This is a genomic window from Luteimonas sp. 9C, from assembly GCF_902506295.1.
In the GTDB taxonomy this organism is placed as follows: domain Bacteria; phylum Pseudomonadota; class Gammaproteobacteria; order Xanthomonadales; family Xanthomonadaceae; genus Luteimonas.
This window is the reverse complement of the sequence record NZ_LR733312.1, coordinates 1752583-1765923: the sequence shown is the minus strand read 5'-3', so window position 1 is coordinate 1765923 and position 13341 is coordinate 1752583. Positions and strand designations below refer to the sequence as shown.

At 67.8% G+C, this 13341-nt stretch carries 12 protein-coding genes and 1 other RNA gene; 5 read left to right on the top strand and 8 right to left on the bottom strand.

The features are described 5' to 3' along the window. Window positions 1–40 precede the first annotated feature (40 nt). Window positions 41–1663 carry an ATP-binding protein gene (locus CURTO8I2_RS08070; protein ID WP_236551034.1) on the bottom strand — a complete coding sequence of 541 codons (1623 nt, stop codon included), beginning with the start codon at window positions 1661–1663 and terminating at the stop codon, window positions 41–43. Window positions 1664–1837: 174 nt separating this feature from the next. Between CURTO8I2_RS08070 and sucC the strand changes: the two genes are divergently transcribed. From sucC to rpoD, 5 genes are all read left to right on the top strand, one after another. Continuing rightward, window positions 1838–2998, top strand: coding sequence for an ADP-forming succinate--CoA ligase subunit beta (gene sucC / locus CURTO8I2_RS08065; RefSeq protein WP_159680189.1), 1161 nt, complete (start codon window positions 1838–1840; stop codon window positions 2996–2998). A 134-nt stretch (window positions 2999–3132) separates the two neighbouring features. Next, window positions 3133–4005 carry a succinate--CoA ligase subunit alpha gene (gene sucD, locus CURTO8I2_RS08060; RefSeq protein ID WP_159680187.1) on the top strand — a complete coding sequence of 291 codons (873 nt, stop codon included), beginning with the start codon at window positions 3133–3135 and terminating at the stop codon, window positions 4003–4005. Window positions 4006–4158: 153 nt separating this feature from the next. Continuing rightward, window positions 4159–5796: an NAD+ synthase gene (locus tag CURTO8I2_RS08055; RefSeq protein ID WP_159680184.1), complete on the top strand. Its 1638-nt coding sequence runs from the start codon at window positions 4159–4161 to the stop codon at window positions 5794–5796. 105 nt (window positions 5797–5901) lie between these two features. Continuing rightward, complete coding sequence (dtd, locus tag CURTO8I2_RS08050; protein ID WP_159680181.1) at window positions 5902–6339, top strand: D-aminoacyl-tRNA deacylase; 438 nt, start codon at window positions 5902–5904, stop codon at window positions 6337–6339. A 54-nt stretch (window positions 6340–6393) separates the two neighbouring features. Further along, window positions 6394–8274, top strand: a complete 1881-nt coding sequence (rpoD, locus tag CURTO8I2_RS08045) for an RNA polymerase sigma factor RpoD (protein WP_159680179.1) — start codon at window positions 6394–6396, stop codon at window positions 8272–8274. 177 nt (window positions 8275–8451) lie between these two features. On the opposite strand, the gene rpiA is transcribed toward rpoD, so the two are convergent. From rpiA to CURTO8I2_RS08010, 7 genes are all read right to left on the bottom strand, one after another. Then, complete coding sequence (rpiA, locus tag CURTO8I2_RS08040; protein ID WP_159680177.1) at window positions 8452–9102, bottom strand: ribose-5-phosphate isomerase RpiA; 651 nt, start codon at window positions 9100–9102, stop codon at window positions 8452–8454. Then, window positions 9099–9578, bottom strand: coding sequence for an EVE domain-containing protein (locus CURTO8I2_RS08035; RefSeq protein WP_159680175.1), 480 nt, complete (start codon window positions 9576–9578; stop codon window positions 9099–9101). The genes rpiA and CURTO8I2_RS08035 overlap by 4 nt, the downstream gene beginning before the upstream one ends. A 10-nt stretch (window positions 9579–9588) precedes the next feature. Then, window positions 9589–10173: a 5-formyltetrahydrofolate cyclo-ligase gene (locus tag CURTO8I2_RS08030; protein WP_159680172.1), complete on the bottom strand. Its 585-nt coding sequence runs from the start codon at window positions 10171–10173 to the stop codon at window positions 9589–9591. Between the two features lie 55 nt (window positions 10174–10228). Next, a non-coding RNA gene (ssrS, locus tag CURTO8I2_RS08025) (6S RNA) lies at window positions 10229–10413 on the bottom strand. A gap of 110 nt (window positions 10414–10523) precedes the next feature. After that, window positions 10524–10823 carry a cell division protein ZapA gene (locus CURTO8I2_RS08020; RefSeq protein WP_159680169.1) on the bottom strand — a complete coding sequence of 100 codons (300 nt, stop codon included), beginning with the start codon at window positions 10821–10823 and terminating at the stop codon, window positions 10524–10526. Continuing rightward, window positions 10820–11041: a TIGR02449 family protein gene (locus CURTO8I2_RS08015; protein WP_159680166.1), complete on the bottom strand. Its 222-nt coding sequence runs from the start codon at window positions 11039–11041 to the stop codon at window positions 10820–10822. The genes CURTO8I2_RS08020 and CURTO8I2_RS08015 overlap by 4 nt, the downstream gene beginning before the upstream one ends. Before the next feature lie 31 nt (window positions 11042–11072). Then, on the bottom strand, window positions 11073–13328 hold the full coding sequence (locus CURTO8I2_RS08010) for a bifunctional diguanylate cyclase/phosphodiesterase (RefSeq protein ID WP_236551033.1): 2256 nt from the start codon (window positions 13326–13328) through the stop codon (window positions 11073–11075). Window positions 13329–13341 lie beyond the last annotated feature (13 nt).

Below are 13341 nucleotides of genomic sequence, written 5' to 3'. Positions count from 1 at the left end.
GCCGTGCGCACTCCAGCGCGATCTCGCGCCGCAGCCGGCGTCAGCCTGCGTTGCGCAGCAGTGTCTGCCGCGCGGCCAGGGTGACGCGGAAGCAGGCGCCGCCGCCCGGCACCGCCACGTATTCCAGATGGGCCTCGTTCGCGCGGCACAGTTCGTGGCCGATGTAGAGGCCCAGGCCGGTGCCGCTTTCGGATGTGGTGAAGAACGGACGGAACAACTGGGATGCGACGGCGTCGGGAATGCCGGGGCCGCGGTCGAGCACACTGAGCGTGGGGCAGTCTCCGGCCTGCTCGAGGCGCAGGGTGATGCGCGCCGGCTCGCCCGGCATCCGCCCGTAGCGGACGGCGTTGTTGACGAGCGCGGTCAGCACCTGCTGCAGGTGGCGCGGGTCGAAGATCGCGCGCAGCGTGGGCTGGTCGCAGCTCACCTTCAGTTCCGCGTTCTCGTCGGTGACGATCATCCGGTAGTCCTGCACGAAGCCGTGCGCCACGGCGACGAGGTCCACGTGTTCCGGGCGCGCACGTTCGCGGCGGGCGAGGCCGAGCACGCTTTCCACGATGCCGTTGGTGCGCATGCATTGCTGGTGGATGATCTGCAGCAGGCGGCGATCGGCCTCTCCGATCTGGTCCGATTCCTCCATCAGCTGGGTCGCGTAGCTGATCGCGGCGAGCGGATTGCGGATCTCGTGGGCGAGGCTGGCGGAGAACCGGCCCATGGTGGCGAGGGTCAGCGATTCGGCGCGGCGCGACACCAGCGAGGTGTCGTCGAGGAACACCAGCGTGCTGTCGCTCTCGGCCAGCAGGCGGACGAAGCGCGGCATCACGTCGGTGTGTTCGCGCAGAGTGAGCGGGGCACTGTCGATGCTGCCGCTGCGCAGCCACTCGGCCAGGCGCATCGCCAGCGGCGGCGCAAGCTGGCCCAGCGTGCGGCCGTGCAGGCCGTCCTCGCCCGGCGTTTCGGCGTCGCCGATCAGCAGCGTGGCGGCCTCGTTGGTCAGGCGGATGTGGCCGCTGCCGTCGACCAGCAGCACGCCGGTCTGCATGCGCCGGATGATCAGCTCGTTGATCTCGGCCAGGTTCGCGGCCTCCGCGCCGCGGCGGTCGGCCAGCGCCTGCGTCTCGCGCACCTGCTTGCCCAGCTGCCGGGTCAGCGAGGCGGCGGCGAAGAAGCCCAGCCCGAACATCAGCATCTCGGCGAAGGGGCGGTCGAAGGTGCCGGTGCCGAACAGGCCGGACAGGCGCTCGACCAGCAGCGCCAGCGCGGCGGCCGTGGCGATCAGCAGGCTGGTGCGCAGGGTGACGAACAGCGACGCGGCGCCGATGTTGAACAGCAGCAGCATCGCGATGCCGGGCGCGACTTCCGGGATCGCGTGGGTGATCAGGGTGGCGACGCCGATGTCGACGCCCACGCCCACGACCGCATGGCTGGCGAAGTCCGCGCGGGCGCGCCGCGCATGCCACCACAGCCCGGCCGAAGCGATCAGATAGCCGACGCTGACCGAGATTGCGACCGGCGCATCGGTCATCGCCCCGAGCGTTTCGCCCCAGGGACTGAACACCAGCAGCGCGAGCAGGGCGGCTTCCAGCACCCGGTAGAGCGCGAACAGCGCGAGTTCGCGCTGCAGCAGCGACGGGGTCAGCGTGGACGCTGCGGACAGGGGCACGGGGGCGTTCCATCGGAGCTGGACGGCCGAGTATAGGCGTCGGTCCGGGACGGCCGGGTGGGGCGGTTTTGCCCGCCGCCGCCGCATGGGCGAGAATAGCGGACCCCCGTCGACCCGCCGCGCCCTCCGCGCCGCCCGTCGGCCGGTGTCTTTTCCTTTCCGTACGGACCCCACATGAACTTCCACGAATACCAGGCGAAGCAGTTGTTTGCCGATTACGGCATCCCCGTGCCGGCAGGACGCGTCGCGTCCACCGCCGATGAAGCAGTCGAAGCAGCGAACGCCCTGGGCAAAGGCCCCTGGATGGTCAAGGCCCAGATCCACGCGGGCGGCCGCGGCAAGGCCGGCGGCGTGAAGTTCTGCAAGACCACCGACGACGTGAAGGCCGCTGCGGCCAAGATGCTCGGCACCAGGATGGCCACCTATCAGACCGCCGGCGTCGAGCTGCCGGTCAATCTGGTGCTGGTCACCGAAGCCGGCGAGATCGCCAAGGAACTGTATCTGTCGGTGCTGGTCGACCGCGGCACACAGTCCATCACCTACATCGTCTCGAGCGAGGGTGGCGTGGACATCGAGCAGGTCGCTGCCGAGACGCCGGAGAAGATCGAGAGCCTCAACGTCAACTTCGTGGAAGGCTTCCAGGCCTACCAGGGCCGCGAGATCGGCTTCAAGATCGGCCTGACCGCCAAGCAGGCCAACCAGCTCGCCAAGATCATGGGTGGCCTCTACACCCTGTTCAACGAGAAGGACCTCGCGCTGGTCGAACTCAACCCGCTGGCGATCCTCGACAACGGCGACCTCTACGCGCTGGACGGCAAGGTCGACTCCGACGACAACGCCGCGTTCCGTCACAAGGATCTGGCGGCGATGCGCGACGCCACGCAGGAAGACGAGGCCGAGGCGCGTGCCAGCCAGTACGACCTGAACTACGTGACCATGGACGGCAACATCGGCTGCATGGTCAACGGTGCGGGCCTGGCCATGGCGACGATGGACGTGATCGCACTCAACGGCGGTTCGCCGGCGAACTTCCTCGACGTCGGCGGCGGCGCGACCAAGGAGCGCGTCACCGAAGCGTTCAAGCTCATCCTGTCGAGCGACAAGGTCAAGGCGATCTTCGTCAACATCTTCGGCGGCATCGTCCGCTGCGACATGATCGCCGAGGGCATCATCGCCGCGGTCAAGGAAGTGGACGTCAAGGTGCCGGTGATCGTGCGCCTCGAAGGCACGAATGTCGAAGCGGGCAAGCAGCTGCTGGCCGACTCGGGCCTGGCCATCACCGCGGCCGACGACATCAACGACGGTGCCAAGAAGGCCGTCGCGGCCGCCGCCTGATTCCGATCGACTCTATTTCCTTCCCTTCTCCCTCTGGGAGAAGGTGCCCGAAGGGCGGATGAGGGTGCTTGCATCCATGCGGCCCTCACCCCAACCCCTCTCCCAAGGGGAGAGGGGCTCAACAGGACAATTCCATGAGCGTTTTGATCAACAAGAACACCAAGGTGATCGTGCAGGGCTTCACCGGCCAGCAGGGCACCTTCCACGCCACCCAGATGGTGGAGTACGGCACCCAGGTCGTCGGCGGCGTCACGCCGGGCAAGGGTGGCACCACGCACATCGAACTGCCGGTGTTCAACACCGTGCGCGAAGCGGTCGACGCCACCGGCGCCGACGCCTCGGTGATCTACGTGCCGCCGCCGTTCGCGGCCGACGCGATCCTCGAAGCCGCGGCTGCCGGCATCAAGGTCATCGTCTGCATCACCGAAGGCATCCCGGTGCTCGACATGCTGCGCGTCAAGAACGTGCTGAAGTCGCATCCGGACGTGACCCTGGTCGGTCCGAACTGCCCGGGCGTGATCACGCCGGGCGAGTGCAAGATCGGCATCATGCCGGGCCACATCCACATGCCGGGCAAGATCGGCATCGTGTCGCGCTCGGGCACGCTGACCTATGAAGCGGTCAAGCAGACCACCGCGGCGGGCCTGGGCCAGTCGACCGTCATCGGCATCGGCGGCGACCCGATCAACGGCCTGAACTTCGTCGACTGCCTCAAGCTGTTCAACGAAGACCCGCAGACGCTGGGCATCATCATGGTCGGCGAGATCGGCGGCGACGCCGAGGAAGCGGGCGCCGAGTACATCAAGGCGCACGTCAAGAAGCCGGTCGTGGGTTTCATCGCCGGCGCGTCGGCCCCTCCGGGCAAGCGCATGGGCCACGCCGGTGCGATTGCCTCGGGCGGTTCGGGCACGGCGGAAGGCAAGTTCAAGGCGATGGAAGCGGCGGGCGTCAAGACCGTCCGTTCGCCGGGCGACCTGGGCGAAGCGATCGCTGCGCTCGTCAAGTAATCGCCCTCGGGTGATTCGAAAAAGGCCGCCCCCGGGCGGCCTTTTTTTTGCGTCGCGAACCGCGTCCCCGCACGACCGATGGCGGCGCAGGTGCGTGCGGCGTGCGCAGGCCCGGCCGCTATGATGGATGCTCCCGACCGCGTGCCCGCCGACATGACCGATTCCCTGCGTATCGCACTCGCCCAGTTCGACTTTCCGGTCGGCGACGTCGGCCGCAACGCCGAGCGCATCGCAGAGATGATCAGCGCGGCGCGCGACGAGTTCGGTGCCCACGTCGTGGTGTTTCCGGAGCTGGCGATCAGCGGCTATCCGCCCGAAGACCTGCTGATGCGCCCCGGGTTCCTGATCGACTGCGAGGCGGCGCTGATGCAGATCGCCAAGGACGTGCGCGGCATCGTTGCGGTGGTCGGCTGGCCGGAATCGGCAGGCAGCGTGCTCTACAACTCCGCCAGCGTGCTGCGCGACGGCAAGCTCGAGCGCACCTACCGCAAGCGCGAGCTGCCCAACTACAACGTGTTCGACGAGCGCCGCTATTTCCACGTCGACCCCGACGGCGAACCCTGTGTGGTCGATGTCGGCGGCGTGCCGGTCGGCGTGCTCGTCTGCGAGGACCTGTGGTTCCCCGAGCCGCTGGCCGACACCGCCGCGGCCGGCGCGGCGGTCGTCGTCGTGCCGAACGCTTCGCCCTACGAGCGCGGCAAGCATCGCCAGCGCGACGCTCTGCTGGCCGAGCGCACCCGCGAGAGCGGCGTGGCGCTGGCCTACGTCAACGTGGTCGGTGGGCAGGACGCACTGGTGTTCGATGGCGCATCGGTCGTGGCCGACGCCGACGGCACCGTGCACCCGGCAGCGGCCGCCTTCGACGACCAGTGGCTGGTGGTGGATTTCGATCCGGACTCGCGCGCGTTCTCGCCGGTGGTCTGGGTCGATGATGGCGACGAGAGCATCGATGCGCTGGCCTGGCGCGCGGTGGTGCGCGGCACGCGCGACTACTGCGGCAAAAACGGGTTCTCGAAGGCGTGGGTCGGGCTGTCGGGGGGCATCGACTCGTCGGTGGTGCTGGCGATGGCCGTCGATGCACTGGGCGCGGACCACGTCACCGCGGTGCGCATGCCGTCGCGCTTCACCGCGGGCCTCAGCAACGACCTGGCCGCCGAGCAGTGCGAGGCGCTCGGCGTGCGCATGCTGACCATTCCGATCGAGCTGCCGTTCCAGGGCTTCCTGGACACGCTGACCGACGCCTTCGAAGGCAAGGCCGTCGACATCGCCGAGGAAAACCTGCAGTCGCGCACCCGCGGCGCGATCATGATGGCGCTGTCGAACAAGCACGGCGGCCTGCTGCTGACCACCGGCAACAAGAGCGAATACGCGGTGGGCTACGCGACGATCTACGGCGACATGTGCGGCGGCTATGCGCCGATCAAGGACCTCTACAAGACCGAGGTCTTCGGCCTGTCGAAATGGCGCAACACGGTCGGCGGTGCGCCGGTGATTCCGCCCGCGGTGATCGCCCGGCCGCCATCGGCCGAATTGCGCGACAACCAGCTCGACCAGGACTCGCTGCCGCCCTACGACGTGCTCGACGCGATCCTGCGCCGCTTCGTGGACCAGGAGGAATCGCGCGACGAGATCGTCGCGGCGGGCTTCGATGCGGCCACCGTCGACCGTGTGCTCCGGCTGGTACGCATCAGCGAATGGAAACGGCACCAGGCCGCGCCGGGGCCGAAGATTTCGCGCCGCGCATTCGGGCGAGAGCGGCGGTATCCGATCAGCAACCGGTATTCGGGCTGATGGGCCGGCACCTCGGTCAGTCTGCGAGCGCGCGCCTGCGGAGGGGAGGCGTGGCGTGACCGGTGCCTCCGAGCTTCGCGAGGGGCCGGCTGGCGGTGCCCGCCCGTGCTGAGCCTGATCCAGCGCGTCAGCGAAGCCGCCGTCCGCATCGACGGCGCGGTCGTCGGCCGGACCGGTCCGGGGCTGCTCGCGCTCGTCGGCATCGAGCCCGGGGACGGCGAGGCCCAGATCGCCCGCATGGCCGAACGCCTGTTGGCCTACCGGGTCTTCGCCGACGACGCGGGCCGCATGAATCGCTCGCTGGCGCAGACCGGCGGCGGCCTGTTGCTGGTGAGCCAGTTCACGCTGGCGGCCGATACCGGCTCAGGCAATCGGCCCGGCTTCAGCACCGCGGCGACGCCCGATGTGGCTGAACGGATCTTCGACCGCCTGGTCGCCGTCTGCAGGTCGCGTCATCCGGGGGTGGAAACCGGCCGCTTCGGTGCCCATATGGAAGTCAGCCTGGTCAACGACGGCCCGGTCACCTTCCTGCTCAGGGCATGATCCCGGCCCCGCTGGTGGTATAATTACGGGTTCACTTTTCAGACGGTGCGCCACATGGCGAATGAACGTCCCGCCCAGCAGTCCGACATCAAGATCCTGATCAGCAAGGGTCTGGAGCAGGGCTATCTGACGTATGCCGAGGTCAACGACCACCTGCCCGACGACATGGTCGATCCGGAGCAGATCGAAGACATCATCGGCATGATCAACGGCATGGGCATCGCGGTCCATGAAGTGGCGCCCGATGCCGAGACCCTGCTGCTGGCCGGCGAATCCAGCGGCAACCGCGAAGTCGACGAGACCGCCGCGGAAGAAGCCGCGGCCGCGCTGACCTCGCTCGATACCGAAGGCGGTCGCACCACCGACCCGGTGCGCATGTACATGCGCGAGATGGGCACGGTCGAGCTGCTGACCCGCGAGGGCGAAATCGCCATCGCGAAGCGTATCGAGGAAGGTCTGAACCAGATGATGACCTCGGTGGCGAGCTTCCCGTGGTCGGTGCAGCTGCTGCTCGAGGAATATGAACTGCACAAGGGCGGCAAGAAGCGTCTGGCCGAGGTCGTGGCCGGCTTCAACGATCAGCTGCTCGAAGAGCTGGCCGCCGAGGAAGAAGCGGCGGCGGGCAACGCGCCGGCCGCCGTCGAGGCGGTCGAAGAGGCCGACAGCGACGACGACGACTCCGACGATTCCTCCGACGAGGAAGAGAGCACCGGCCCGACCGGTCCGGATCCGGAAGAAGTCCTGCGCCGCATGGACCTGATGGCCGACCTGTTCAACAAGTTCCAGAAGTCGTACGCCAAGAATGGCGCGACGGCCAAGGCCTCGATCAAGCTGCGCGCGGAGATGGCCGAGGTCTTCATGACCTTCAAGCTGCCGCTGCCGCTGACCGACCTGCTGGTCCGCAAGCTGCGCGAGGTCGTGTCCGAGCTCAAGGACCACGAACGCCGCATTCTCGACCTGTCGACCCGTGTGGCCAAGATGCCGCGCAAGGACTTCATCCGCGCCTGGGACGGCAACCAGACCAATACGGGCTGGGCGGATGAGATGATCAAGCGCAAGCAGAAGTGGTCGTCCGGCCTGAAGGACGTGCGCGACCAGATCGTCGCCGAGCAGGAAGCCACGCTCGCGATCGAGAAGGCGATGGGCGTGACCCTGGGCGATCTCAAGGAGATCAACCGCGCGATGGCCTATGGCGAGGCCAAGGCCCGCAAGGCCAAGAAGGAAATGGTCGAGGCCAACCTGCGCCTGGTGATCTCGATCGCCAAGAAGTACACCAACCGCGGCCTGCAGTTCCTCGATCTCATCCAGGAAGGCAACATCGGCCTGATGAAGGCCGTGGACAAGTTCGAGCACCGTCGTGGCTTCAAGTTCTCGACCTATGCCACGTGGTGGATCCGCCAGGCGATCACGCGCTCGATCGCCGACCAGGCGCGCACGATCCGCATCCCGGTGCACATGATCGAGACGATCAACAAGCTCAACCGCATTTCCCGCCAGATGCTCCAGCAGTACGGCCGCGAGGCCACGCCGGAGGAGCTGGCCAAGGAAATGGACATGCCGGAAGACAAGATCCGCAAGGTCATGAAGATCGCGAAGGAGCCGATCTCCATGGAGACCCCGATCGGCGACGACGAGGACTCGCACCTGGGCGACTTCATCGAGGACACCAACGTGGAGTCCCCGATCGATGCGACCACCAACACCAACCTCATGGAAACGGTCCGCGACGTGCTCGCCGGCCTGACCCCGCGCGAGGCCAAGGTGCTGCGCATGCGCTTCGGCATCGACATGAATACCGACCACACCCTCGAGGAAGTCGGCAAGCAGTTCGACGTCACCCGCGAGCGCATCCGCCAGATCGAGGCGAAGGCGCTGCGCAAGCTGCGTCATCCCTCGCGCAGCGAGCAGCTGCGGAGCTTCCTCGACGTCGAGTAAGTCGAGGCTGCCTGCAACAAGAAAAAGCCCGCCGGAAGGCGGGCTTTTTCGTGGCTGTCTTGTCCGGCCCGGAAGAGCATGTCTGGCCTCAGCCCCGCCAGCCTTCCTGCTGCTCTTGCACGGTGGGTGCCCGCTCACCCGTATGACCGAAGTGATCCGGTGCGCCCAGCCCGCGGCTCACTCCAGGACGGTCGGCGTCGCCGTGCCCACGATCACCACGTCGGCCTTGCGGCGGGCGAACAGCCCGACGCTGACCACGCCCGGGATCTGGTTGAGCTGCGTCTCCAGCGCCACCGGATCGGTGATCGACAGGCCGTGGATGTCGAGCACCCAGTTACCGTTGTCGGTCTTCACGCCTTCGCGCCAGACCGGCTGGCCGCCGGTGGTCTCCAGGATCGTGCGCGCGACGAGGCTGCGCGCCATCGGGATCACTTCGATCGGCAGCGGAAACGCACCCAGGACCGGCACCTGCTTGGCGGGATCAATGATGCAGACGAACTGCTTGCTGGCTTCGGCGATGATCTTCTCGCGCGTCAGTGCCGCGCCGCCACCCTTGATCAGGTGTTTGCCCGGATCGCATTCGTCGGCGCCGTCGACGTACAGCGCCAGCGGACCGGTCGCATTGAGTTCGAGCACGTCGATGCCGTGCCCGCGCAGGCGTTCGGTGCTCTGGTCCGAACTCGACACCGCGCCGTCGATGCGGTGCCTGATGCGCGCCAGTGCGTCGATGAAATAGGCGACGGTCGAACCGGTGCCGACGCCGACGATCATGCCGTCTTCCACGTATTCGATCGCCTTCTCGGCGGCCAGGCGCTTGCCTTCGCTCATCGCTTCTTCTCCAGGGACACCAGCAGTTTCCATTGCGCGGCCGTGACCGGCAGCACAGACAGGCGTGCGCCTTTCCGGATCAGCGCGAACTCCTCGCCGAGCTCGGCGCTGTGCTCGCGGATCTCCGCCAGCGCAATCGGATGGGCCAGCGTGCGCACGTAGCCAACATCGACGAGAAACCAGCGCGGCGTCTCTTCGGTGGCCTTCTCGTCGAAATACTTCGAGGTCTTCTTGAACTGGCTGGGATCGGGGTACGCGGTGGATGCGACCTCGGCGATGCCGTAGATCCCGGGCACGTCGGTGTTCGAGTGATAGAACAGCACGCCGTCACCGACTCGCATGCCGTCGCGCATGAAGTTGCGCGCCTGGTAGTTGCGCACGCCGGTCCAAGGCTCGGTGCCCACGCGGGCGAGATCGTCGATCGAGAAGTCCTCGGGTTCGGACTTCATCAGCCAGTAGCGTTTGCGGGTGCTCATCGTGTCTCGATCAGGCGGCGGCGGTGGGCGGGTGGAGCGTGTTCGATTCGGTGCAGATCGCGTCGAGCGGCACGTCCCAAGGCGCGGCATCGAGCGCCTCGACCTGCTGCAGCGCGAATGCTGCGCCGACCAGCAATGGCGGCGCCGCCTGCGCAAGCCGGAAGTCGAAGCTCCGGTCGTACCAGCCGCCGCCCATACCCAGCCGGTGGCCGCGCGCATCGAAGCCCACCAGCGGCGCAACGACCAGCGCCATCGCGCTCGCGTCGAGCGCGGAGGCCGGTTCGACGTCGGGCTCGGGAATGCCGTAGCGGTTGGTGACCAGCGGGTCGCCGGCGCGCCAGGGCGCGAAGCGCAGCACCTCGTCGTGCAGCACCGGCAGGCAGTAGACGAGCCCGGCGGGCAGTCGCATCTGGAAGACGTGGAGGCCGATCTCGCCGTCGCTGGCCCAGTAGCCGGCCACGTAGCCGGCACTCGGCCAGGCAGGCAGCGCGAACAGTTGCGCCGCGAGCCCTTCGGCGGCGGCGATACGGGCAGGCGCGGGCAGGGCACGACGCTGGTCGCGCAGGCGTCGGCGGAGGGCGGTGCGGTCGGTCATGCGGCCGGGCTCGTCGTCGGTAGTGCCGGCGACGCGGCAGGCAGACTCAAAAAATACGTTCTCCGCCGATGCCGATGCAGGCGAAACGACCTTGAACCCGGGGTTCAAGTGGGAACGCTGGGATTCCTTCGGGCTTTCCGCTCGGGGGCGGACCGGCACTCCCGGTTTCCTGACGTCCCCGGTGTCGTTATTAAGGGACAAGGCGAATGTTTTGCACGCTGTCGAACACGGCAGAGAACGCAGGCGCAGTATAGCCAATCGATCCGCAGCGGGTGTTCCGTTCGTCGGTCGCGACGTGGCGGACCGCGGTGTGGATTCAGTTGCGTGCAGGCGTCGCGAAGACGGAATGATCAGCGCTGTTCGGTGTCCAGCACGTCGAGCTTGCGGTGCAGCGACGCCACCGTGCTGGCGACTTCGTTCGAGCCGCGCGACTGTCCGTCACCGAGCTGCTGCAGTTCGTGCGCCAGATTGAGCGCTGCGAGAATCGCGATGCGATCGACGGCGGCCATGCGGTTGGCGCCGCGGATTTCGCGCATCCGCGTGTCGAGCAGCTTGGCCGCCGCCATCAGGCTGTCGCGTTCGTCGGGCGTGACGCCGACGGTGTATTCGCGATCCAGCACGCGGACGCTGACGGCCTCGGTGGCGCTCATGTGTGCTGCTCCAGGGACTTGAGCCGGGCGATCATCGCTTCGACCCGCGAGCGTGCCTGCTCGTTCTTCGACAGCAACTGGGCGCGCTCGCCGACGATGGATTCCTGCTGCTGGCGCAGGCTGCGGTTCTCGTCGCTGAGGATGCGCACGCGCTCGATCAACGCGTCGATTCGCGACGTCAGTCTGTGCAGTTCGGCGATGACGTCGGATTCGGTCATTGCCGCACCATAGGCAGCGCGCAGGTGGCGGTCAAGGCAGCGCGACCAGCGACTCGCGGCGCGCCAGGAGCAGGGCATCCGGGCGCCAGTTGCGCATGAAGGCCAGGCACTGCAGCGCATCGAGTGGTGGCGACAGCCAGAAGCCCTGGATCTCGTCGCAACCCCGGTCGGAGAGGAACCGCATCTGGGCCTCGGTCTCGACGCCCTCCGCCACCACGCGCAGACCCAGCGAGTGCGCCATGGCGACGATGGTCGGCGTGATCGCCGCATCCTCGGCGTCGTGGGGCAGGCCGTCGACGAAGGCCTTGTCGATCTTGATCGTGGTGATCGGCAGGCGCTTGAGATAGGCCAGCGACGAATAGCCGGTGCCGAAGTCGTCGATCGCCAGCGACACGCCGAGCGCGCGGAACGCCTGCAGGCGCGCGGCGGTCTGCTCGGCGTTGGCCATCAGCACGCTTTCGGTGAGTTCCAGTTCGAGCAGATGCGGCGGGATGCCGACGTCGTCGAGCACGCGCTCCACCACGGCCACGAAGTCGCCGCGCAACAGCTGCAGGACCGAGACGTTGACCGAGACGTTGAGGTCGTCCAGCCCGTGCTGGCGCCAGCGCTGCAGCACCAGGCAGGCCTCGCGCAGTACCCATTCGCCGATCTCCAGGATCAGCCCGCTTTCCTCGGCGATCGGGACGAACTCGGCCGGCGGGATGTCGCCATGCTCCGGACTGGACCAGCGCAGCAACGCCTCCACGCCGGTGATGCGCGGCGGCGACAGCGACAGCCGCGGCTGGAATACTAGGCGCAGTTCGCCGCGGTCGAGCACCTTGCGCAGCGCACCCGAGATCGTCGCGCGCTGGCGGACCGCCAAGTCCATGTTGTCGTTGTAGCGCATGAACGTGCGGCGCCCGGCCGCCTTGGCCTGGTACATCGCGGTGTCCGCCTGCTTGAGCAGTTCGGTGGGCACCTGGGCGTGGTCGGGATAGAGACTGATGCCGATGGACGGCGAGATCGACACCTCGCGGCGATCGTCGATCAGCAGGGGCGCCTCGAACGCGTTGATGATCTCGCGCGCCATGTGCTCGGCATCGTCGGGCCGCTCGAGACTTTCGAGCAACACCGTGAACTCGTCGCCTCCCAGCCGCGCCACGGTGTGCTGCGCGCCAACCGTCTGCTGCAGGCGGGTCGCGGCTGCGCGCAGGATGCGGTCGCCGGCGGCGTGGCCGAGCGAATCGTTGACGTCCTTGAAGCGGTCCAGGTCGAGGAACAGCACCGCCAGCCGGGTGTCTTCGCGATGCGCGCGCACGATCGCACGCGACAGGCGCTCGGAGAGCAGCGAACGGTTCGGCAGGCCGGTGAGGGTGTCGAAGTTCGCGAGGTAGCGCAGTTCCTGTTCGGTGCGCTTCTGCTGGGTGATGTCGTTGTAGACGCAGACGTGCAGCACGCTGTCGTCGTCGGCGTCGCGCACGGTCCGCAACTCCAGCGCGGCCAGCAGCTCTTCCCCGTCCTTGCGGCGCTGCCACAGCTCGCCGCTCCAGTGCCCCTGTTGCCCGGCCTGTGTGCGCATGCGCCGGGCGAGCGCGCTGTCGTGCTGGTCGCTGTCGAGCAGCGACGCGTTGCGTCCGAGGATCTCCGTTTCCGCATAGCCGGTCATGCGCAGGAAGGCCGGATTGACGGACACGAAGCGGAATTCCGCGTCCAGCACCGCGACCGCCTCGGCCATGCTGCGCAGGATGGTGGCGGCGATCTGGCGTTCGCGTTCGGCTTCGCGCGTTGCCGACACGTTGAGCGCGGTGCCGGCGATGCGCAGCACGTTGCCGGCGTCGTCGCGCTCGACGGCGCGGCCCCGCACGCGGACCCAGGCCCAGCCGCCCTCGCCATCGGCGACCCGCAGCTGCGCCTGGTAGCGACCGGCATCGCCGTCGAGATAGCGGCGCAGCGATTCGCGCGCGAGGGCCATGTCGTCGGGATGGACCAGCGCGTCGACGGCCATGCTGTCTTCGAGCAGACGGCCTTCGCCATGCGGTGCGTGCTCGCGCAGGCGCCGCAGCTCCCCGCTGCCGACGTCGTAGTCCCAGTAACGCTCGCCGGTGGCCCACAGCGCGAGCTGCAGCCGGTCGCTGTGATCGTTGATCTCCGCGACGAACGCGTGCTCGCTGCTGCGCCGACGCACCACCATGACCACCAGCAGGACCAGCAGCGCGAGCAGCACCGCGGCGCCGGGCACGTGCAGCTGGCTGGGTTCGATCACGCGTCGGCGCTCCGTGCCGGGATCGGCGAAGGCGAGTGTAGGCACGCGGGCGCCGTGG

Coding starts and splice junctions, on each gene's coding strand:
- sucC (WP_159680189.1), top strand. CDS start 1,838: ATGAACTTCCACGAATACCAGGCGAAGCAGTTGTTTGCCGATTACGGC.
- sucD (WP_159680187.1), top strand. CDS start 3,133: ATGAGCGTTTTGATCAACAAGAACACCAAGGTGATCGTGCAGGGCTTC.
- CURTO8I2_RS08055 (WP_159680184.1), top strand. CDS start 4,159: ATGACCGATTCCCTGCGTATCGCACTCGCCCAGTTCGACTTTCCGGTC.
- rpoD (WP_159680179.1), top strand. CDS start 6,394: ATGGCGAATGAACGTCCCGCCCAGCAGTCCGACATCAAGATCCTGATC.
- rpiA (WP_159680177.1), bottom strand. CDS start 9,102: ATGAGCGAAGGCAAGCGCCTGGCCGCCGAGAAGGCGATCGAATACGTG.
- CURTO8I2_RS08035 (WP_159680175.1), bottom strand. CDS start 9,578: ATGAGCACCCGCAAACGCTACTGGCTGATGAAGTCCGAACCCGAGGAC.
- CURTO8I2_RS08030 (WP_159680172.1), bottom strand. CDS start 10,173: ATGACCGACCGCACCGCCCTCCGCCGACGCCTGCGCGACCAGCGTCGT.
- CURTO8I2_RS08020 (WP_159680169.1), bottom strand. CDS start 10,823: ATGAGCGCCACCGAGGCCGTCAGCGTCCGCGTGCTGGATCGCGAATAC.
- CURTO8I2_RS08015 (WP_159680166.1), bottom strand. CDS start 11,041: ATGACCGAATCCGACGTCATCGCCGAACTGCACAGACTGACGTCGCGA.